At 57.7% G+C, this 19,064-nt stretch carries 21 protein-coding genes, 1 tRNA gene and 1 pseudogene; 16 read left to right on the top strand and 7 right to left on the bottom strand.

Annotation, left to right across the window (positions count from 1 at the left end):
* Window positions 1-13 precede the first annotated feature (13 nt).
* From ACQ7C1_RS28560 to ACQ7C1_RS28525, 8 genes are all read left to right on the top strand, one after another.
* Window positions 14-568, top strand: a complete 555-nt coding sequence (locus ACQ7C1_RS28560; protein WP_430960703.1) for a hypothetical protein — start codon at window positions 14-16, stop codon at window positions 566-568.
* 2 nt (window positions 569-570) lie between these two features.
* Window positions 571-2,820: a cellulase family glycosylhydrolase gene (locus ACQ7C1_RS28555; protein ID WP_430960702.1), complete on the top strand. Its 2,250-nt coding sequence runs from the start codon at window positions 571-573 to the stop codon at window positions 2,818-2,820.
* A 27-nt stretch (window positions 2,821-2,847) separates the two neighbouring features.
* Complete coding sequence (locus tag ACQ7C1_RS28550) at window positions 2,848-3,768, top strand: hypothetical protein (protein ID WP_430960701.1); 921 nt, start codon at window positions 2,848-2,850, stop codon at window positions 3,766-3,768.
* A 19-nt stretch (window positions 3,769-3,787) separates the two neighbouring features.
* Window positions 3,788-4,222 carry a hypothetical protein gene (locus ACQ7C1_RS28545; RefSeq protein WP_430960700.1) on the top strand — a complete coding sequence of 145 codons (435 nt, stop codon included), beginning with the start codon at window positions 3,788-3,790 and terminating at the stop codon, window positions 4,220-4,222.
* The gene (locus ACQ7C1_RS28540) at window positions 4,215-4,583 is read left to right on the top strand and encodes a hypothetical protein (RefSeq protein WP_430960699.1); all 369 of its coding nucleotides are present in this window, start codon (window positions 4,215-4,217) and stop codon (window positions 4,581-4,583) included. Before ACQ7C1_RS28545 ends, ACQ7C1_RS28540 begins: the two co-directional genes overlap by 8 nt.
* On the top strand, window positions 4,583-4,984 hold the full coding sequence (locus ACQ7C1_RS28535) for a DUF5675 family protein (RefSeq protein ID WP_430960698.1): 402 nt from the start codon (window positions 4,583-4,585) through the stop codon (window positions 4,982-4,984). Before ACQ7C1_RS28540 ends, ACQ7C1_RS28535 begins: the two co-directional genes overlap by 1 nt.
* A 149-nt stretch (window positions 4,985-5,133) precedes the next feature.
* On the top strand, window positions 5,134-5,394 hold the full coding sequence (locus ACQ7C1_RS28530) for a hypothetical protein (RefSeq protein ID WP_430960697.1): 261 nt from the start codon (window positions 5,134-5,136) through the stop codon (window positions 5,392-5,394).
* A 546-nt stretch (window positions 5,395-5,940) separates the two neighbouring features.
* Window positions 5,941-6,441, top strand: coding sequence for an NUMOD4 domain-containing protein (locus ACQ7C1_RS28525; RefSeq protein ID WP_430960696.1), 501 nt, complete (start codon window positions 5,941-5,943; stop codon window positions 6,439-6,441).
* Window positions 6,442-6,468: 27 nt separating this feature from the next.
* Here ACQ7C1_RS28525 and ACQ7C1_RS28520 read toward each other — a convergent pair whose 3' ends face one another.
* The gene (locus ACQ7C1_RS28520) at window positions 6,469-7,365 is read right to left on the bottom strand and encodes an ArdC family protein (RefSeq protein ID WP_430960695.1); all 897 of its coding nucleotides are present in this window, start codon (window positions 7,363-7,365) and stop codon (window positions 6,469-6,471) included.
* A 104-nt stretch (window positions 7,366-7,469) separates the two neighbouring features.
* On the opposite strand from ACQ7C1_RS28520, the gene ACQ7C1_RS28515 reads away from it, so the two are divergent.
* Window positions 7,470-8,996: a type IV secretory system conjugative DNA transfer family protein gene (locus ACQ7C1_RS28515; RefSeq protein WP_430960694.1), complete on the top strand. Its 1,527-nt coding sequence runs from the start codon at window positions 7,470-7,472 to the stop codon at window positions 8,994-8,996.
* Here ACQ7C1_RS28515 and ACQ7C1_RS28510 read toward each other — a convergent pair.
* Entirely contained in the window at window positions 8,991-10,346 is a 1,356-nt protein-coding gene (locus ACQ7C1_RS28510) for a hypothetical protein (protein ID WP_430960693.1), read from the bottom strand. The genes ACQ7C1_RS28515 and ACQ7C1_RS28510 overlap by 6 nt on opposite strands.
* Before the next feature lie 95 nt (window positions 10,347-10,441).
* On the opposite strand from ACQ7C1_RS28510, the gene ACQ7C1_RS28505 reads away from it, so the two are divergent.
* Complete coding sequence (locus ACQ7C1_RS28505; protein ID WP_430960692.1) at window positions 10,442-10,954, top strand: HNH endonuclease signature motif containing protein; 513 nt, start codon at window positions 10,442-10,444, stop codon at window positions 10,952-10,954.
* 109 nt (window positions 10,955-11,063) lie between these two features.
* Here ACQ7C1_RS28505 and ACQ7C1_RS28500 read toward each other — a convergent pair whose 3' ends face one another.
* On the bottom strand, window positions 11,064-11,567 hold the full coding sequence (locus tag ACQ7C1_RS28500) for a hypothetical protein (RefSeq protein ID WP_430960691.1): 504 nt from the start codon (window positions 11,565-11,567) through the stop codon (window positions 11,064-11,066).
* Between the two features lie 142 nt (window positions 11,568-11,709).
* Here ACQ7C1_RS28500 and ACQ7C1_RS28495 point away from each other — a divergent pair, with 142 nt between their 5' ends.
* From ACQ7C1_RS28495 to ACQ7C1_RS28485, 3 genes are all read left to right on the top strand, one after another.
* Window positions 11,710-12,066: a hypothetical protein gene (locus ACQ7C1_RS28495; RefSeq protein WP_430960690.1), complete on the top strand. Its 357-nt coding sequence runs from the start codon at window positions 11,710-11,712 to the stop codon at window positions 12,064-12,066.
* A gap of 186 nt (window positions 12,067-12,252) precedes the next feature.
* Entirely contained in the window at window positions 12,253-12,561 is a 309-nt protein-coding gene (locus ACQ7C1_RS28490; RefSeq protein ID WP_430960689.1) for a hypothetical protein, read from the top strand.
* Window positions 12,554-12,784, top strand: coding sequence for a hypothetical protein (locus tag ACQ7C1_RS28485; RefSeq protein WP_430960688.1), 231 nt, complete (start codon window positions 12,554-12,556; stop codon window positions 12,782-12,784). The genes ACQ7C1_RS28490 and ACQ7C1_RS28485 overlap by 8 nt, the downstream gene beginning before the upstream one ends.
* A gap of 592 nt (window positions 12,785-13,376) precedes the next feature.
* Here the strand turns inward: ACQ7C1_RS28485 and ACQ7C1_RS28480 are convergent.
* Window positions 13,377-13,637, bottom strand: a complete 261-nt coding sequence (locus ACQ7C1_RS28480) for a hypothetical protein (RefSeq protein WP_430960687.1) — start codon at window positions 13,635-13,637, stop codon at window positions 13,377-13,379.
* Between ACQ7C1_RS28480 and ACQ7C1_RS28475 the strand changes: the two are divergent.
* Window positions 13,605-13,706: pseudogene (locus ACQ7C1_RS28475) on the top strand (tyrosine-type recombinase/integrase); the annotation flags it as partial. The gene ACQ7C1_RS28480 and the pseudogene ACQ7C1_RS28475 sit on opposite strands and share 33 nt — an antisense overlap.
* 197 nt (window positions 13,707-13,903) lie before the next feature.
* Here ACQ7C1_RS28475 and ACQ7C1_RS28470 read toward each other — a convergent pair.
* Window positions 13,904-13,979 (bottom strand) — tRNA-Thr (locus ACQ7C1_RS28470).
* Window positions 13,980-14,098: 119 nt separating this feature from the next.
* Entirely contained in the window at window positions 14,099-15,058 is a 960-nt protein-coding gene (locus tag ACQ7C1_RS28465; RefSeq protein WP_430960686.1) for an NAD(P)H-dependent flavin oxidoreductase, read from the bottom strand.
* 285 nt (window positions 15,059-15,343) lie between these two features.
* Between ACQ7C1_RS28465 and ACQ7C1_RS28460 the strand changes: the two genes are divergently transcribed.
* Window positions 15,344-16,546 (top strand): regulator, encoded by a 1,203-nt coding sequence (locus tag ACQ7C1_RS28460; RefSeq protein WP_430960685.1) that lies wholly within the window; start codon window positions 15,344-15,346, stop codon window positions 16,544-16,546.
* 25 nt (window positions 16,547-16,571) lie between these two features.
* Here ACQ7C1_RS28460 and ppk2 read toward each other — a convergent pair whose 3' ends face one another.
* Window positions 16,572-17,453 carry a polyphosphate kinase 2 gene (gene ppk2 / locus ACQ7C1_RS28455; RefSeq protein WP_430960684.1) on the bottom strand — a complete coding sequence of 294 codons (882 nt, stop codon included), beginning with the start codon at window positions 17,451-17,453 and terminating at the stop codon, window positions 16,572-16,574.
* Between the two features lie 240 nt (window positions 17,454-17,693).
* Between ppk2 and phoR the strand changes: the two genes are divergently transcribed.
* Window positions 17,694-18,914 carry a phosphate regulon sensor histidine kinase PhoR gene (gene phoR, locus ACQ7C1_RS28450; protein ID WP_430960752.1) on the top strand — a complete coding sequence of 407 codons (1,221 nt, stop codon included), beginning with the start codon at window positions 17,694-17,696 and terminating at the stop codon, window positions 18,912-18,914.
* Window positions 18,915-19,064: the final 150 nt, after the last annotated feature.

Here is a 19,064-nt window from a genome sequence, read left to right as displayed (position 1 = left end):
AAAGACGGATGAAGTGACATATCAAAATAACCCTCTATTCCAGCCGAACAGCCCTCCCGTCGCGGCGCCGACTCCCGCCGACATTGCTGTAGCGGAAGCCAGACAAGCTGCCTTGGACGCGCAATCCGCCGCAACCGATGCCGCCGAATCGAAGGATGCGGCAGATTTGGTTGCGTCTCAGGTCGCGGCGCAAATCGATGCGGCTGAAGATATTGTTGATGAGGTCGAAGCAGCTGCGACCGATTTCACGCCCATCGTGTTTGCCGGAACGTCCCTGACGATCAATGCGGCGAACGCCGCCACTTATAACGGACGTTACCTCAGCTGTACGGCCAGCAGCGCTGTCACTATCACTTATGGGAACGACATAACGGGCAGCTTCTTCAGTCTGATTGGCCAGGACGGCTCGGGCCGAGTCACCTTGTCGGCAGGCTCCGGCGCGACCATGCGCAATGCTCAGCTCCTGTTCAAAACACGGGGAACAGGGGTCATCGTCAGCGTAGTGCTCACAGGCAACGCCACAGGAACGAACGCTGTCTACTCGCTGAATGGAGACGTGGCCGTCTAGCCATGTACCAAAAGCTCCTCGCCACCTTGAAGCCATCCGCCTCAACCGGCGTCCGGTGGGATTTGTGGTACGCCAATAATACCGGCTTTTATATGAGCGAGGGCAGCGAGATTGCCCTCAAAATCACGGTAGCCAACCCGACGCCCGGATGCAGCATTCGTTGCTATGAAACCGGTGCAGCTGCTTCCGAGAATAACAACAACTGGTCGAAAAGCTGGACAGCGATGTGCACCGAAGAGGCTGCGCGGCATACCGGTGTCACCTACACCCCTCAAGGCGATAGCAGTCACCCATCAAGCCGGACGGGGATATTCACCTTCGCAGCGGATTACGATGGTCAACCCATCATTCTGGCCCGGACGGCGCAATACGACCTGACCACAGAAGGCACCGTGCAGCTTGATGTATGGATCGATAACCCCAGCAGCGGCTCGATCCTGCACGGGATTGTCAGCCTCCAGATTGCCGATGTGTCCGTGACACCTCCGGGCACGCCGACATTCCGGGTCAATTCTCCGGGCGGGTTCATCAATGAGGGCGATCCGATTAGCATCACTCTGCAAACGGAAAACATCGCGCCTGGCACATTCTGCACCGTGCAGATCGTCAATACAGCCGCTGCTTCGGCAGACTGGGTGGAAGCCAATCATGACCAATGGGCGGCGGCATGTGCGGCCGCGAACTGCACCTACTCAATCCGCACGTCTTCGTCCGGAGGCATCACGTTCGGCCCCGATTATGATGACGCCAATCCCATCGTCTACACGCGGACCTCGAAAGCGGACAACCTGACGGAAGCCTCGACGGAGCAGGTGGACTATATTTTTGGGAATTTCAGCGACCCGACGATGCGGATTTATTCGAGCGCGGTTTCCTACTGGCTGATCGACACGAGCCAGAACCCGACGCCTCCGGCATTTCAGATCAAGATGTCTCCAAACAATCCGAATCCCGGAGACACGATCACCTATACCTTAAAATCGGAGACCGGAGCGACAGGCGGCGGAACTGTCGTGTTTGCGCAAGGCGGGGACGCCAGCGACGCAGATTTCAACATCAGCCTGGACGATCTGCTGACCAACCTAGCAGCCACACAGCCGGCCAATCTGTCCTATGATGCCTCCACCAACACCCTAACCGTTTCCGCGAGTTGGAATGGCACGTCCAGCACGACTCGCATCCTGAACCCGGCCACGACCGCGACCAAGCACACTATAAGCCTCGCCTCGGCAGGTGGGGGTGCTGTCTTAGTGGTCGCTGATGATGTCTGTTACATCGGCGGCTCCGGCGCAGTGGCGCCTTTCACGTATGCCTCTGGCATCAACATCTCTGGCGCGGATTTCGGGGCGTTCCTTATCAACTCGAACACCGTCCTCGACTACTACGCTACGAAGGACTTCCACATCTCCCGGTTCCCGGTGAAATGGGAATACCTGCAAAGCACGGCATTCGGCTCCCTCAACAGCACCAATACGAACGCCTTCATCGCCATGGTGAAATACTGGACCAACACCAAGGGCCGGTATGCGATTGTGGACCTTCACAGCTATTCCAAGCTGAACAACGTCCAAATCGGCATCACGGGCAGTCTCGTGCGCCCGCAAGCGCTGTGTGACTTCTGGATAAAGCTTATCGGCGCCCTTGAAGCCGCGAGCGTGGATATGAGCAAGGTAATCCTTGATCTCATGAACGAGCCGACGAACCTTGCGGCTGATTGGCGGCGGTATGCTCAAGCGACGGCCAACGCAATTCGTGCCCGAACGACCTTCACCGGCATGATTATGATCGAGGGTGTCAGCGGATCCAGCGCCATGAACTGGAGCGCGAACAAGAACGATACCGAGCTGGTGAAGTTCTATGACCCGGCCAACAGCTACGTGTTCCAGCCTCACCAGTACCTCGATTCCAACGGCAGCGGCACCTTGGGAAGCTGTGCGGTGAACAGCTCCTCCCGCATCTCCTCCGTTACGAACTGGGCTCGCACCAACAGCAAGAAGCTCTTCCTCGGGGAAATCGCATGGGGTGACGACAGTATTGCCGGTAACGAACAGTGTGCGGTGGAATATCAGCAGATCATGAACCGTCTGACGGTTTCCGATGCGGATGTATGGATTGGCTACACCTTCTGGGGAGCGGGCCAGTTCTGGGCGGCTGGATACCCGTTCAAGCTCGATCCCTCGGCATACGACGGCAGCGCCCCAGACACTCAGCAGATGTACGAGTTGTTGCCGTACAACCAATTTACAGCTTAGAATCACCGATAACGAAGGGGTAGCCTCATGAAATTCAAACTAGCCTTGGCGGGAACGATGGCCGTAATGGCGGCGTCGTCTGCAATGGCGCAGAACCTCTTGAACTACCCGGTGATGACGATTTCAGGGAGTGCTGGTCTTCCGGGTGGGACTGATGGACAGATCCAGACCAATAGCGGAGGCGCATTTGGGGCTGCGTCGAACATCTACTACAACTCGACCACCAACGTGCTTGGCATCTCCACGACAGCACCACAGGGAACGTTTGAAAACGCCGGACAAACCTTGCTCGGCCTCGGGGCTTATTCGACATCATCGGCATGGAGCGTAGTGAAGAGTGCTGCGGCATCCTTGGGTAGTTCGGCGGCATTGGCTACGTGGTTCCGCAGCCCGCTGGCACTGTCATTCTCTAACACGGTGGGCGGTAACATCGGTATCGGCCAAATCCACACCACCGGAGGCCTTCCCTCAAACCAGCTTTACGCAGAAATGCAGGCATGTGGCTCAACGGCGAGCGGGACAATCGTCTGTAAGCAGCGGGCCTTTGGAAAGCGCACTACCGAAGCGTGGACTACCACGGCTCAAGGCGACCAGGTCGAGCTTTCCATTACCCCCATCAGCACAACGCAGAACATCCGCCAATTCGTCGGGGATAGCAGTGGCACTTGGAAAATCGGTACGCTTCTGAACAGCACCCAGACAAGCACGGCTCTTATCGCCAACGGTCGTGTGTTGATTAACTCGGCTGTCAGTGCTGACCCCAGTGCATCCCTGCACGTGAGCGGGACCAGTATCCTCGGTATCTGCAATTCGAGCATCACGTGCGGCTCTTCGCAGCAAGGCGCGGCCTGCTGGTCTACGGTGAAGAAGTCGTATGCCGGATGCGATGGCGCGGGGAGTTGGGTGGTGCAGACGTCTACCACCAGCGTCAGCGCCAGCGCCCTATAATCAAGAGAAAGACCACGGGATGAAACAATATCTCGCCCTTACCGCGCTGGCCCTGCTGGCGCCGCTGGCAGCGCACGCCCAAGCACAGCTGGATCGCTTCGATATCAAGAACAACGTGATCCGAGCGGTGAACAACAATGGCGGCGTCCAGTGTGGCAGCACGGCGGCAGTCAGCTACACCGTGCCCAGCACCAGCAGCACCATTTACATCCGGTTTGATCCGACGCCTTCCGGCCATGACTACTGCGCAGAAAACACCGCACAGCCTGTCTGTGGCACCAGCCGGCCAACCACGACGTCTAGCACCAACGCTTGGGAGTTTAATCCAATTTCCCGCCGCCTGGTGGATGTGAACAACGGCAGCAGCTACCGTCCGAACCGGATTTGGGTGCAGGCCCGCAATTCCAGTGATTGCGTAATCTGGCACTATAACTCCGGTATGCCGAATGAGTAGGAGCCAGTCATCCTCGTCCAGCAACGAGGTTTGGCGCGAGAAGCTGGCTGAAAAGCTGGATCTGGTGCTAACGAAAGTCGGAACCATCGAAGGGAAGCTAGAAGGTCTCCCCAACCGGGTTCAGATCCTCGAAACGATGGCAACGCGCCTCGATACGACCGTCACGACGATGGTTGGCAGTGCAACACGCCACGAGCTGCGGACGGATAAAATTGAGGAGCGGCTACGCGATGCGGAAGACCAGCTCACTACCCTCAAGGGGGAGCGTAGGGGCATCAACTGGATGCTCGAATTTCTCAAAGTCGGCGGTGCTGGTGGCGTAGGCGCTGCAATGGTGAAATTCTTAGGCGGACCTTCATAGTGCGCCAGCTCACCCTCCGCCGCATCCATACCGCCAACGGCGCTACGATCGGCGTTTTGAGCGGTCTTTCCCACACGCTTTACACCCTTGAAGAGGCGTGGCGCGAAAACCAGCCGAAGATCAGCTCGATTCCGGCGGGAACCTATCAATGTGTACCCCATGGATGGGAACCAGGCGCAACGGTATCAAAGCCGAAGGTCTGGCAGCTTCAGAACGTCCCCGGACGCTCCGCCATCCTAATCCACGTCGGCAACACCACGAAAGATACTGAGGGCTGCATTCTGGCCGGTATGGGGATGATGGTTACGCAAACGCTTTCCTCGATCTCGGACAGCCGGATCGCCATCGACCTAATGCGGAAAGAGATCGGCGCGAACCCCTTCCTGCTCACCATTGAATAAATGTTGGCAGGATTCCTGATGCGGGTTATCGTTTAGGTGCCTTCTGATGGGGAAGGTGTTGGTCAGGGGCATTCATGGGTGTGCCCCTGTTTTTTCGTTGTCGCCGAATTCGGGTCGTGATTCACTGAAGTACAACGAAAGTTCTTCAAATGAATGCACTGATTTCCCTGCTGACAGCTTTGCTGCCGCAACTCCTCCAATATTTCACCAAGAACAAGGGGCTCAACACCGTCACCGGTGCCGCTGGTGGCTCATTGCTGACCCTCGTCGTTCTTGGCATGCAGACCGCTGGGTATGACCAACTCATCACCTTCCTGCAGAACTACGGGGAAAGCGGATTGATTGCCGCCGCTTTCATGGCCGGACTTCGCGTGGCGGTTCAGGTCTACAAGGCTGCAAAACCGAACTAGGTTTTCTTCATCGCTAGCTGTGGAGAAGTCGAATAAGTCGAAACCTGTTGGGCGGCGCCGATTGCAGCGGGAAGTGCGGAATTTGGGGATTGCGGGTACAGCGTGAAAATAGTGCTGACAAGTCAGTAAGTTAACGCAGAACTGGCCGTCGAAAAATATGAACGAAAACCGAACGATCACATCTCGGTCATTTGTGCAGGCTTGCCAGAATCACATGAATTGCAGTAATGCGTAGCAGTAGCAGTGCACACATTCTTTTTTAAGGAAAAGTGCGCTCATGGAACAAAACTCCCTCGCATTTGAAGGCTTCGGCATCAAGGCAACCGCCTTGGGCACATTGCCCGTGGCTGGCCTTTTGGTCTTGCTCGCCATTTACCTCATTACACGAACCGTCCTGCGGCACCGGGAGGTTTCGCAACGGCCTCGGCGTGGCAGGGGAAAATAGCTGTCCACGACGCTTTTATTAGACGTCGCACGACGGTCGGCGCATAATAAAAGCGCCTTGGCAGAGGCGCTAATACATAAACCAATGAGAAGTATTGGAGAATGCAGCTTGATATTGCCGCAGAATGGCGTGTAATACCACAATATCCCAATTATGAAGTGAGTAGTATTGGGCAGGTGAGAAGCCTAAGCAGGTGGAAAATACTACGCCCTAGATTGCGTAACAAATACTGGTCGGTGAGCATATTCGACGGTCGCCGGATTCTGAAAAAACCGATCCATCGGTTAGTCGCTTTAGCGTTCTTGGGCTCTCCTCCACCAGGCAAAGAATTGGCATGTCACAAGGATGGGAATCGGGACCACAATTGGAAGCGCAATATCTACTGGGGAAGTCCGAAAGATAATGCGCAGGACTCTGTGCGACATGGGACAAAGGCGAGGGGATCGGAATCCAGTGCAGCAAGGCACGATGAAGGTAAAGTGAAGGCGATCCGCTGCCTCGCAATCTTAAAGATCTCAGATTGTGAGATTGGTAGGCTGCTGAACATGCCGCATCCCACTGTAAGGGACATACGGCTTAGGAGAAGCTGGAACCATATATAAAGAGGGGGTATCCGACCCCCTCTATCGTTATGCAGCGGCTTCGCGCTGCTGTTCTTCCGGATCTGGAAAGGCTCGCCTCCAGAGATAGTCAGTTGACTGACCTGCATAGCTTGCAGCTGTGAAGATCGCCCGGTTATCTTCCTTGAGAACTTTCAACCAGCTTTCAATGTAGGCTGCTGATCTAAATCCTGCCGGAATATCCATTCGAGCTGACAGGAACGCGCTTCCGAGTTCCGCCACCAATTCCTCAAAGCTGTAAGCTTTGTCACCAAAACGCTTCCCGAACTGGCGATCCAGACGGTTTTTATGGCCGGTCCAGTGCGTTGATTCGTGAAAGAGCGTTTGCCAGTAGGCCTCCTCGCTCTCGAACTGGTTGGCGAAGGGCATGACGATCTCATCGCCGCCCGGATAATAGGCCGCGCGGTTGCCGCCGTTCTTGATCTTGATGCCGGTGCCTTTCACGAAGTCCGACGCCTTGGTGTAGATCTCGACCTGGCTCTCCGGCCGCTCCTGCTGTTGCAGGTATTTTGCGGGAACATCATCCAGCTGATCGAGGCCGAAGACAGGGTAGGTTTTCACTATCGTCGTGGGCTTGTCCTCGCCGCTCTCCTCGTCCTTCTTCGTTCCGTGCTTGGTGAAGATAACGTGGGTGGCCTTCTCGCCCTTTCTGACCTTGGCACCGATGGCGTTGATCTGGTGGTACGTGGCGTACTGGAGATTGCGGAAGCCCCGCTGTGACGCGGCAAGCCACAACAAGAGGATGTTTCCGCCGCTATACATCCGGCCGGAAACGAGGTTGGTGGGTATCATACCGACGCCCTTGAGTTTGGCATCCTTCCACGGGCGTACCCATGGCGGTGTGCCTTCCTCGATCTGGCGGATTACCTCGGCTGTGACCGACGCATAAAGATCTGCTGTTTTCATGATTTGCCTCGCAAGAGGCCGCGAAAGATCATCTAGCCAAAGGTATCCCTCGGGCCTGCGAAAAGTGTGAAGATTGTTCTGGCTAGACGTGAGAAGGTTACGACATGAAGTTCTGCATAGCCATTACTATATGGCCGTTTACGGTTGCTTGCCGTTTCTTTTGGTACTTCTTCATTTCCGTGCTGTGGAACTGCTGGGAGGCACTTCGATTTCCGTTGGCTGCTTGGCGAAGATATAAAAATCCGCCTCAGCCGACGCACGGAAACGCTCAATACGAGACCGACAAAAGCCTTAAGAAGAAGGGATATTTCAAAAATTACGGCTTCTTGGCGTGCGTGACCGACAAGGGACGGCACGTGTTCACACGTCCGGAGCGTACGGTCGTAATGCTGGCGCCCCCTGGAATCGGAAAATCGCTACACTTCATGGCGGATATCAGGGCGAAGATGAAGCGACCCGACGCAAAACTGCCCCATCTTGTCATTGGCGATGCATCTGACGAGCTGTTCAGGAACTGCGCAAATATCTTGAAGGAGCGTGGCTACCAGACATTCAAGATCTCGGTTCCGCAACCTGACGATTGGAGCAAGTACGATATACTGTCTGATCTGGATACCAGAATGGGTCAGGAGCACATTCTTGAACAGCAGATTGATAATATCTGCCGCCTTCTTGTCCCAGACGAGAAAGGGACCAAGCAGCCGCACTTCTACGAGTTCGCGCGCCTGCTCGTCAAATGCGCGATAGCGATAAACGTCAAGTATGAGGGTAACAACAAGCCTATAGCGGAAATCCTCATCGAGTTGATCGATGAGGAAAAGCGGAGCGCTATGATCAAGCGGGCCGCTAGGTACGACGATCCGATTGTCTCTGTCGCGCTTAAAACGATGGAGAGAATGCAGGATAAGCCGGAAGGCCTGTCAATGATCACGACATCGTTGCGGAAGTTCGAAGGGTGGACCAATTCAGCCGTTCGCGGAATCACGAATTACGGGACAGATGTTCACGGCAACTACAGCCGTGGATGGCGGTTTGAGCAGTTGCTCATGAGTGAAACGCCCGTAGCACTATTCATTCACAGCGGAACGAATAAGACCGCCGCTGGTCCTTTGGTGCGGTTGATCTACGGCAACGCGATCAATGCCGTTTCAACGATCTTGGACTCGGGAAGGAAAATGCCGCGCGAATTAGAGGTGATGATCGATGAGGCTGGGCTAGCCGGATATTGCGACGCAATCTCCCACGCGTTCAACCGGCTTAGGAAGGCGGGAGTGCGTATCCGGATGTGCTTTTTAAGTTTGAACGAGTTCGAGACGATCTATCCGGACGCTGGCGACATCATCTCGGGAAGTGACCTAATCACCTTTGGAAGTTCGAACGAATTGAAGCTCGCCGATCTCATCAGCAAGTTGACGGGCGAATACACAGTTCAGAGCAAGAGCGAAAGCGAGAGCCAGAACGGAGAAAGCAGAGGCCGATCTGAGCAGCCACGGGCTAGGCTCAAACCGTTTGAGTGGCGCAGTATGGAGGAGGGACGTGCTCTCGCGCTCCTCAATAATATCATCGTTATGGGACGCCAGCCCTGGAAGCGAGTGGTAGTCAGAAAGGTCGAAACCATTAAATTCCTATAGGCTCATGCCGCCGTCTTCCGACAGGCTTTCATCCAGCAACTGAACCTCGGCATCATAGCCGGCCTCAAGCAAGAAGGTGCGATACTCGTCAGCGGTGATCGCGCCTTTTTCGTATGCCTCGACAGCCTGCTCCAGCGTGACATCCGATGCCGCCAGTTCTATCCCGTTCCGCATGGTCCCTTCTGCAAGCTCGATATCCTCCTCGGTACCGTAGATCCGCAGAAGCTCGGCCTTGTGAGCATAGGCGGCTTCCTCAGCTTTGATCGCCTGCTGCGCCAGCTGCTCGATCTTGCGGTCATAGGAGCGGCGGGTGTGTTCGACCTGATCCGCTTCGAGCTTCAGGTTATGCGCCGTGATCTGTGCCTGCTCGGCTTCTTTCCGGGCACTGGTTTTGAACAGGGTGTAGCCGAAGACCGAGAAGGAGCGACCTTTTAGGCTCCCGTCTTCGCGCTGGTGATTGGCGAAATGCTCCTGCGCATTCTGCGCGTTCATGAGCTTCGGCAAGCTTTGCTGATAATATTCACCCGCCTCGGCAGTGAGCCGTTCCTTCTGCTCCAGCAGCCACGCATGCCGCTCGGTCGCCTCCTGAAGCTTGGCTTGAGAGCGGCGGAGGAATTCCAGATCAGCCTTAACGTCATGGATGAATTTGATGGTCTCGACCGGATCGACTCCGACGAGATCGCTGGTGACATACGGCACATCATCCTCGCCGTCTCCGGCGTCCTCTGGTGCAGGGGGAGGTTCTGGCATGTCCGGCAGGTCATCCACATCGTGGCCCTCATCTAAAGGCTCCTGAGCAGGTTCCTGCACGTTGTCGTTATCGGCTTCTATCGAGAGCCCGTCGTGCACCTTGATGCGCACGTCGTAGCCGAGCTGTTCGAACATGTGGTTTGCCACGCGCTCCCATTCCAGCTTGATCTGACGGGTCGCATTGCGTTGAGTGGTGCCAAAGACCCTTTTCCCCGTCTCTACATCCCGGTCGATGAAGATCATGTGCGCATGGTGGTTATCGCTGTCGAAACCGTGCAGCGAAAAAAGAAACGGGCAGCTATTCTGGCCGAGATGACGACCAAAGGCGGTGATGACCGAGATGGCGTGTTCCTGGGGGATGCCGTGTGGCACCAAAATTACAAATTTGTCGATGACCCTCCCGTTTTTGCGGACGCCATTCTCGTAGTCGTAGAACCACCGCTGACGCTCGTTGTACTGGTCGGGCATATGCTCCCAGTAGACGTATTGGGCAGCACTCTCACGCTGCACATAGCGCGAATGGGCGCGTGCAGTATAAGGATCGGCTTGAAGATCTTTCCGAATATAGCTGTGCTTTAAGAAGGCTGTAGCGGTGCCCATAGATCATTGCCCTTGTATAGGCATAGTGGCACAATAGAAAAAGAACGTACTGGGAGGCAGTACGCTCAACATCAAATCAATAAACGCATATTGAAGTGACTTATTCATCATCAGACATCACCCGCTTTCTGTCAAAAATTAAACTAACGGATAAAGGATGCTGGGAGTGGCAAGGCGGGGTCAACACCGCAGGCTATGGCCAGTTCGCCATCCACAGGGGCGGCAAATTCATCAACAAACAAGCGCACCGCGTTTCGTATGAAATGTTCAAAGGCGACGCGGCAGGTAAGAACGTCTGCCATACCTGCGACAACCGCTACTGCGTCCGGCCGGAGCATCTGTGGCTGGGGACGCAGGCGGAGAACATCCGTGATGCCGTCGCCAAGGGACGACTTAGCAATCCGGTCAAGACGGTTTGGTACCGGAAAGGACGAGGCCGAGACGAGGCGAGAGCCTACGCGGTCCTGTGGCTTTTGGGCAAAGGTTGGAACATCAAGAAGACCGCACGGTACATCGGCGTGTCGCGTGCGCTCGTGAAGAAGATAAAGATCGGCGAAATATGGGGGCATCTGGGCAGACCCGCTACGCTAGTGAGTTTACTTGCGTAGCGGCTAACCGGCGTTTTGGAAAAACGCTTTATCTTGCACTACTACGACTGCCGCAGTTTACCGCTAACCCCCGTTTCCATCAGTTGCTGCAAAGGCGCACAGGAGTGCTTTACGTGTCACCAGCCTCTTCGCGCATCTGGCGGAGGATTTCATTGTTGTCAGCGATCTGTGCATCCAACTTTTCCCGCCATGCGCTCCCGCTGCCGCTGATTTTTTGAACCAGATCAGCCGACTCTGGTGTGAGAGGCATTAGTTTCGGTATATCTAAAAGATGGTCTACGGCTTGTTCGAGGGCGTGGATGCGGTTGGTACTCAGTTCGAAAAGGTCTTTTTGCTGCTCGGCAACTGTCATCCAGTATCCGACCTCGCGCGTCGTGTGGGACGCGATATCGGCTATGCTCTTTAACAGCGCTACCTCGTTTTGAGACGCAGGGGTGGCTTCGGTAACTTCGCCGGGCACTTCTGGTTCGGGTTCAATGATCGTGGGATCTTTGATGTAAAGTTCGAGTAGTTTTTCGACGGTTTTTCCGATCTGCCGATAAGCAACCTTTTCTCGAAATTTCGCGGCGATGGTTGGGTCTACACGAGGATTGAATTGAGGATCTTCAGGCATCAAGAATCTCCGTAGCATGATACGTTGCTACGGTAGCAACGTACTGTTTGAAGTAGCAAGTCTTTGAATTGATGGTCGAGACATCCGCTGCACGTTGCGGTTGGACGGCCCGCCCGGCCTACCGGGTATCAAGGACGAAATCATGAGAGACTTGCTCACGAAGAACCAGCGCCTGTTCGTGAAGGCGATTGCCACAGCTGCTCAAGGGCGACAAGTTCTCGCGCCGGTTAGAACGGCCGGAGGTGATCTGCCGCCTTATGAGCTGGACGCTTTCAGAAAGCACCGGCCTAACTTCCATACCCAGTGGGGGCTGCTTCCGGCAGTCTTCAGGAAAGCCGAACGGTCGCCGAAGACGGGTCGCCCCGTCGCGTACTACGACCTCTTCTACACGGACCACTCCACCGGCATCCGCTGGGTGAAGACATTCCGGTATGGCCTGAGACATGGCGCTCCCCATAAGGAGGAAGAATTCGAGTGGCGGGCTGAGAACCGCCGATGAAATCCTTCGAGATGATCCTCGGATCTGCTCTGCGGATCTTCGAGCTACTTATCCGCGCGTACATTGACCTGCTCGCCGCCCTTCTTCGGGCGGTGGGCAGGGTACTGGCCGGCCTCACCGGCAGCGCGATCGAGAAAAGGCGTCGGGCGTCCAGCCCACGCCGTTACCCTCATCGGAGTACACACAATGGAAAAGTCGGGACTAAACCCGGCCCACGGCGTCGCCGTCGCTGGCGCGCTGCTCGTCGGGCTCAATGAACTCGCCTACCTGATTTCCGGGAAACCAATCGTGTACTGCGGCCTCAGTCCATTACTGGCGCCGCTTTACGGAAGCCTGGCAATTGTGGTTATATATGCCGTGTCAGCATACGCCGTCCTCCAGCTGTTCCGGGGGCAAATCATCCACACCTTTGGCGGTCTGGCTATCATCTTCGGAATAGTCGAACTGCCTGCATTCCTGACCGTCGTGTTGGGTCATGGAGGCTATTGTGGATGAAGATCGTATGCTCGAAGAAATAGCCAATGAGTATGACTTCAGGCTTTTCCGCCAGTATGAGGAAAAGCAGGTCGCTCATATCCTCAAGAAAGACATCAGCACCCTCAAGCGCTGGCGCAAAAAGGGGATGATCAAATACGTTCCGATGGGCGAACGTGAAGTCGCCTACCATGGAATGGAAATCGCCAAGGCGATCCTCAAGGGGATTCGCCGGGATGTCTAAATACCAGAAACGCCAATTCCAAGTCGGGGACTACTACCTGTCTCAACGCGAGGGTAGCCCGGCTTGGTATGGCACCCACTACGACGCAGCTGCCAAGCGTACCAAACGGTTTACGCTTGGCACCGATGACTTTGACGAGGCATGCAAGCTGCTGGCCGAATGGTATCTCTTGAACCGCGAGGTGAAGGAAGAAGCGCCCGACAAGGCGCTTCTCTCCGATGTCGTCAAGCGGTGGTATCGGGAGCATGGCACGCACCTGCGGTCGTCCGACCATGCCCAAACGTCCGTCAGTTACTGGGTGGAGTTTTGGCAGGGTGCCACCGTCTCGGACGTGCGGGACGTGAAGCGGCAGGAGAAATTCCACGCATTCCTAACCGGGAAGGGGATGCTCAATAGCAGCGCCAACCGAGTTTTGGCGGTCGGGAAGGCAGCGATGAACCGTGCGTTCAAGCGTGGTGAGCTGACCAGTGTTCCGCATGTCCTGATGATGAAGAAGCAGGACAGCGGGCCTCGTGGCGACCCGATGTCGGTGGAGCAGCTACGACTGCTTTACGGCGAAGCCGCTCCCCACCTGAAGAACTTCATCCGCTGGTCACTCGGTACGGCGGCAAGGCCCGAAGCTATCCGAACGCTCCATGCCACGCAGATTGACCGCGAGGCGGACATCATCAAACTTAATCCAGATGGCCGTGAGCAGAACAAGAAGAGGAGGCCCCGCGTAAAGCTTCCGCCAAGCCTCGCCGATGAGCATTTCGATGGTTTCCTCGTCCAATATCACGGAGAGGTCGTTGCCTCCATCAAAACGGCGTGGAGACGCGCTGTGAAGCGGGCGGGCCTGAAAGGGCGCTTCCATCCGTACTCTCTACGCCACACCTGCGCCCGCTGGATGCGCCGTCATGGAGTGAGCATGGACGAGATTGCGCAGCAGCTTGGGCATACGGATAAATCGACGGCAGTGACCGCAATTTACGTCAGTGACGATCCAAACTACCTTAAGCACGCATGTGCCTCGTTGGACGCTCTGGTGCGTGAAGTCATCGCTGGCGAGCCAGTTACGCGCCACCTTGTTTCGTCGGCCAACGATGGAATGGCAGAAAACGAAGTAAAAACAAAGGTGGCTGGTGCCGCTTACGTGACTCGAACACGTGACCCCATCATTACGAATGATGTGCTCTACCGACTGAGCTAAAGCGGCATTTGGCGGCCGAAATGTGCGGCCTGCGATTTGCATGGCGCTGATACAGGCATTGTCTGAAGATTTCAAGCACCCTGTCATGCCTTTGGCAAAAAAGAGGGGAGGGGGGTGGAAGACCCTCAGAGCGAGAGGCGGGCGCGGGCGGCCCTGTATTCGGCCTCCAGCCGGTCGACGAGATTTGCCACCGGCTCCACCGCCTTGACGGCGCCGATGCCCTGGCCGCTGCCCCATATGTCCTTCCAGGCCTTGGCGCCGCCGGTCGCCTGCTCGAAATCCATCTTGGAGGGGCCGGCGACGGGCAGGTTGTCGGGATCCATGCCGGCGGCGATGATCGAGGGCTTGAGATAGTTGCCGTGCACGCCGGTGAAATAGTTGGAGTAGACGATGTCGTTGGCTGCCCCGTCGACGATCGCCTGCTTGTAGGCGGGCGCGGCGCGCGCCTCTTCTGTTGCGATGAAGGGCGAGCCGATATAGGCCATGTCGGCGCCCATCGCTTCTGCGGCCAGAATGGCGCCGCCGGTCGCGATTGCGCCGGCAAGCAGCAGTGGCCCGTCGAACCATTCGCGGATTTCCTGGACGAGCGCGAAGGGCGACAGCGTCCCGGCATGGCCGCCGGCGCCTGAAGCCACCGCGATCAGCCCGTCCGCGCCCTTGCGGATCGCCGAATGGGCGTGGCGGTTGTTGATAATGTCGTGCAGCACGATGCCGCCATAGGAATGCACGGCGGCGTTGACCTCGGGCACGGCGCCGAGCGAGGAGATGACGATCGGCACCTTGTATTTGACGCAGAGCGAGAGGTCGTGCTCCAGCCGCTTGTTCGACATGTGGACGATCTGGTTGACGGCAAAGGGTGCGGCCGGCCGTTGCGGATGGGCGGCATCGTGGCGGGCGAGCTCCTCGGTGATCTCGGCCAGCCATTCGTCGAGCTGGCTTTCCGGCCGGGCGTTCAGCGCCGGAAAGGCGCCGACGACGCCCGCCTTGCATTGCGCCAGGGTCAGCGCCGGATGCGAGATGATGAAGAGCGGTGAGCCGATCACCGGCAGTCTGAGTTTGTCCTTGAGGATCGGGGGCAGGGCCATGGTTTACCGCTCGTATTGACGTTTACGAAAACGTCAAACTGATAACAGAGAAGAAATGCCGATAAAAGAGCAGCCGCCACGTCTTCGTCGATTTCACGCCGATATATCAGGCGGAGATGGCGGGCAAGGTAAGCCCCGCGAGCCGCAAAAGCTGGCGATTATCGCTGCCGATCAGCGGCGGGCGGGCTGCAAGGCTTGCGGTTTACCGCGCTTGCCGCTACCGAATTTTGATGGAGAACGGCGGGGACGACAGTCCGATGCCGGGTTCGAAGTGAAGGACTTGACGTGAGCGGATTAGAAACGGCCATCAGAACAGCGCTCGAAAATGCCGATCGCGACAATCCGGAGGTTCGAGCGAGGATCTACCAGTCAGCCCGGCAGGCGCTGGAAGCCGGCCTGCGCAAGCAGGATATCACCGATGCCGATGCCGTCGCCCATCACCGCCATCGCCTGGAAACCACCATCCACGCCATCGAAAGCGAGGAGCGCGAGCGGCTTCACCCGCGCCAGAGACCGCCTGAAGTGCCGGTGCCGCCGGTCGTCGACATGCCGGCGCCGCCGGTTCGCCGAGGGGATGTGGCCGATATCGACAGCTTGATCGACAGTCCGGTGGCGGCAGGCGAGACCCGCGCGCCCGAAGTCATCATGCACCGCAGCAGCGACGAGTCGCGCCTCGACGACGTGCATGCGAGCAATGCCGATCATCTCGCAGCCGCCCCGGTCGGCGACGAGCGGCTCGCGCGCGGTCAGCGCGCCGCCAACATGGATTTCCGTCCGGAGCGGGCGGCCGGCCGCCGCAAGCCTCGCAAGTTCTTCTCGAGGCTTCTCGTCTGGTGCGTCCTGCTGGCTTTCATCGGCATCGGCGCCTGGTGGGCCTATACGTCGGGCCTGCTCCTGACGGCGGCCGAGCGCGACACCAGCGTCGCCAATCCGCCGGCCAGCACCCAGCCGGAGGATTTCACCGGCGATGACGATAGCGCCGATAATGCGGCTACCCACACCGATCAGCCGGTGACCATCGATCCGCAGAATAGTTTTTCGGCTGATTGGATCCCGGTGTTCAAGCCGGACGAGGCCGACAAGATCAAAAGCGGCCCGCGGGCGCGCACCGAAAAGATCACCGAGAATGACGGGCCGGCCGTGCGCCTGATTTCCGAAAGCGGTGCGGCTGACGGCAATATTTCGGTCAGTGTTCCCGCCTCTGTACTGCAGCAGCTCGCCGGCAAATCCTCAACCATCGCGCTGACGCTGCAATCGACCACCGATGAGCCGACCCAGGTGGCGGTCGAATGCAATTTCCAGTCGCTCGGCAATTGCGCCCGCCATCGCTTCAGCGTCACCCGCGAAAAGTCGGATGCGCTGCTGCAAGTGAGCTTCGACCGCTCGCTCGCCCCGAATTCGCCCGGCACGCTAGTCGTCAACAGCGATCTCGATGGCAAGGCGCGTGGCATCAACCTTTTCGCGATCCGCATCCTGCCGGGGCGGTGACGCCTCTTATCCAGCGGCCGGTGACCTATTTCAGGAATCCAGGCCCCGAACCGATGATCTCCTCGTCGATCTCGCCGAGTGCCGCTTTGTCCTTGCCGTCATAGTCGATCCTGTCGAGCATGTGACGGATGAGCTGCAGACGCGCACGCCGCTTGTCATTGGCGCGGATGACGGTCCATGGCGCGAAATCGCTATGGGTTTCCTTGAGCATGCGATCGCGCTTTTGGCTGTAATCGCCCCACTTCGTCAGCGCCGCGACATCCATCGATGACAGCTTCCAGACTTTCAGCGGATCGTGCCTGCGATCATGGAAACGCTTGAGCTGCATCTCGCGGCCGATATCGAGATAGAACTTGAAGAAGAAGATACCCTCATGGGCAATGATCTTTTCGAGCTGCGGCGCCTGCTTGAGGAAACCTTCATATTGCTGCGGCGTGCAGAAGCCCATGACCGGTTCGACGCCGGCGCGGTTGTACCAGGAGCGGTCGAACAGCACGAATTCGCCCGCGGTCGGGAATTGCGCGACATAACGCTGGAAATACCATTGCCCCTGCTCGCGCTCGGTCGGCTTGGCGAGTGCGACGACACGCGCAAGGCGCGGGTTCATATGCGCCGACGAGGCCGAAATGGCGCCGCCCTTGCCGGCCGCGTCCCGCCCCTCGAACAGCGCCATCACCCGCTTGCCGGTCGCCTGAAGCCAGAACTGCACCTTGACGAGTTCCACCTGCAGTTTTTCCAGCTGCTCCAGATAGTCCTCCTCGTTGAGCTTCTTCTTGTAGGGAAACCCGCCGGACTCGAGGGCGTTTTCCTCCACCCAGTCCGGCAGGACCGGATCATCGACGTCGAAGATGCGTTTCTTGCCGCGGATATCGAGCTCCACCGCCCTGCTTTCGACAGTCTCGCCCATATGCTCCTCCTGCGCTGGTGGTCCTCTTGCCGTAGGCGAACATATTTGCCGTTGAAAATCAAATCTTTCGCTTTTGGCCGGTGATTTTTCCCGAGCCTGCGCTGAAGTCTTTCGCTTGACCGGCGCCAGCCGAAAACTTCTGTCATGAATTGCCGCTATCAGGCAGAGTTCAATATAGAGAAAACGAATCGACGCCTCGAGGCCCACTTGCAAGACGAAACCCCCTGGAGAAAAAGCCTGCTGGCGCGCATCCGGCGCGAACGTCCGGTGCTGCTTGCGGCCATCCTCAGCGCGCTTGCCGCCCTTGCCGCCGGGATGAACAAGTGGGTGGTGCTCGTTCTCCTTCTCGTCATGATCTTGACCGCGCTGTTCAAGGAGGCGCCTGTCGTCAAGGCGGAACCCGTCGAGCCGGCGGCAGCGGAGCCGCAAGCACCGCCAAGCCGCCTGCCTGACGTTTCCGCCACGCTTGCCGGGCTCGATATTCCCGCCATGGTGCTGTCGGACGACGCCTCGGTGCTGTTCCAGAACCCTGCCGCCGAAAAGGCCTTCGGTGAGGTGGCGCTCGGCGCCCATATGTCGGCCCGGCTGCGCTCGCCCGGCGTGCTCGACATGGTACGCGAAACTATCGCCACCAACGCGCCGAACCAGATCGAGCATGCCGAGCGGCTGCCGTCCGAACGCGTCTATATCGTCCGCAGCGCGCCTGTCGAATTCCAGGCCGAGGGCCAGCGGGAGCGGTTTTTCATCCTCTCCTTCCGCGATATATCTGAGGTCCGCCGCATCGACCGCATGCGTTCGGATTTCGTCGCCAATGCCAGCCACGAGCTGCGCACGCCGCTTGCTTCATTGCGCGGCTTCATCGAAACCATCCAGGGACCGGCGAAGAACGATCAGAAGGCGCAGGCGCAGTTTTTGGGCATCATGCTCGATCAGACCACCCGCATGAGCCGGCTGGTCGATGACCTGCTGTCGCTCTCCCGGCTGGAGCTGAAATCGCACCTCGCGCCGGATGAGAAGGTCGATCTGGTGCCGCTGCTCGGCCATGTCCGCGACTCGCTGGTGCCGCTCGCCAGGGACGTCGGCGTCGATATCGACCTGCATCTGCCGGATGGCAAGGTGGAGGTGCTGGGGGATCGCGACGAGCTTGTCCAGGTCTTCGAGAACCTGATCGAGAATGCCTGCAAATATGGTCAGGAAGGCAAGATCGTCGACGTCTGGCTGAAGAACGGCGCCGGCGCCCCGGTGGAGGTCAGCATCATCGACAAGGGTCCGGGCATCCCGGCCGAGCACGTGCCGCGTCTGACGGAGCGCTTCTACCGCGTCAGCATCGAGGACAGCCGCTCGAAGAAAGGCACCGGCCTCGGCCTTGCCATCGTCAAACATATCCTCACCCGCCACCGCGCCCGGCTGATCGTCAAGTCCGAAGTCGGCAAGGGCACTGATTTTACGGTGCGGTTCTAGCGTGGTACGCGACGCGAGCGATAAGCGATGCGTACCGCGGACGCTGCCCCTCACCCTAACCCTCTCCCCGTAATCACGGGGAGAGGGGACGTGCCATGCGAGAGGCTCGCGGGGAGCCGAGAGGTTGCGGCATATCCCCTTCGCCCCGCG

It is taken from the genome of Rhizobium sp. Nf11,1, assembly GCF_050587665.1.
Lineage (GTDB): Bacteria > Pseudomonadota > Alphaproteobacteria > Rhizobiales > Rhizobiaceae > Rhizobium.
This window is presented reverse-complemented; position numbering and strand designations above follow the sequence as displayed.

Excerpts from the sequence above, each read along its gene's own strand:
- ACQ7C1_RS28525 (WP_430960696.1), top strand. The coding sequence starts at position 5,941 with ATGCAGCTTGATATTGCCGCAGAATGGCGTGTAATACCACAATATCCC.
- ppk2 (WP_430960684.1), bottom strand. The coding sequence starts at position 17,453 with ATGGGCGAGACTGTCGAAAGCAGGGCGGTGGAGCTCGATATCCGCGGC.
- ACQ7C1_RS28540 (WP_430960699.1), top strand. The coding sequence starts at position 4,215 with ATGAGTAGGAGCCAGTCATCCTCGTCCAGCAACGAGGTTTGGCGCGAG.
- ACQ7C1_RS28545 (WP_430960700.1), top strand. The coding sequence starts at position 3,788 with ATGAAACAATATCTCGCCCTTACCGCGCTGGCCCTGCTGGCGCCGCTG.
- ACQ7C1_RS28465 (WP_430960686.1), bottom strand. The coding sequence starts at position 15,058 with ATGGCCCTGCCCCCGATCCTCAAGGACAAACTCAGACTGCCGGTGATC.
- ACQ7C1_RS28480 (WP_430960687.1), bottom strand. The coding sequence starts at position 13,637 with ATGGAAGCGCCCTTTCAGGCCCGCCCGCTTCACAGCGCGTCTCCACGC.
- ACQ7C1_RS28520 (WP_430960695.1), bottom strand. The coding sequence starts at position 7,365 with ATGAAAACAGCAGATCTTTATGCGTCGGTCACAGCCGAGGTAATCCGC.
- ACQ7C1_RS28555 (WP_430960702.1), top strand. The coding sequence starts at position 571 with ATGTACCAAAAGCTCCTCGCCACCTTGAAGCCATCCGCCTCAACCGGC.
- ACQ7C1_RS28550 (WP_430960701.1), top strand. The coding sequence starts at position 2,848 with ATGAAATTCAAACTAGCCTTGGCGGGAACGATGGCCGTAATGGCGGCG.
- ACQ7C1_RS28490 (WP_430960689.1), top strand. The coding sequence starts at position 12,253 with ATGGAAAAGTCGGGACTAAACCCGGCCCACGGCGTCGCCGTCGCTGGC.
- ACQ7C1_RS28500 (WP_430960691.1), bottom strand. The coding sequence starts at position 11,567 with ATGCCTGAAGATCCTCAATTCAATCCTCGTGTAGACCCAACCATCGCC.
- ACQ7C1_RS28495 (WP_430960690.1), top strand. The coding sequence starts at position 11,710 with ATGAGAGACTTGCTCACGAAGAACCAGCGCCTGTTCGTGAAGGCGATT.
- ACQ7C1_RS28515 (WP_430960694.1), top strand. The coding sequence starts at position 7,470 with ATGAAGTTCTGCATAGCCATTACTATATGGCCGTTTACGGTTGCTTGC.
- ACQ7C1_RS28530 (WP_430960697.1), top strand. The coding sequence starts at position 5,134 with ATGAATGCACTGATTTCCCTGCTGACAGCTTTGCTGCCGCAACTCCTC.
- ACQ7C1_RS28510 (WP_430960693.1), bottom strand. The coding sequence starts at position 10,346 with ATGGGCACCGCTACAGCCTTCTTAAAGCACAGCTATATTCGGAAAGAT.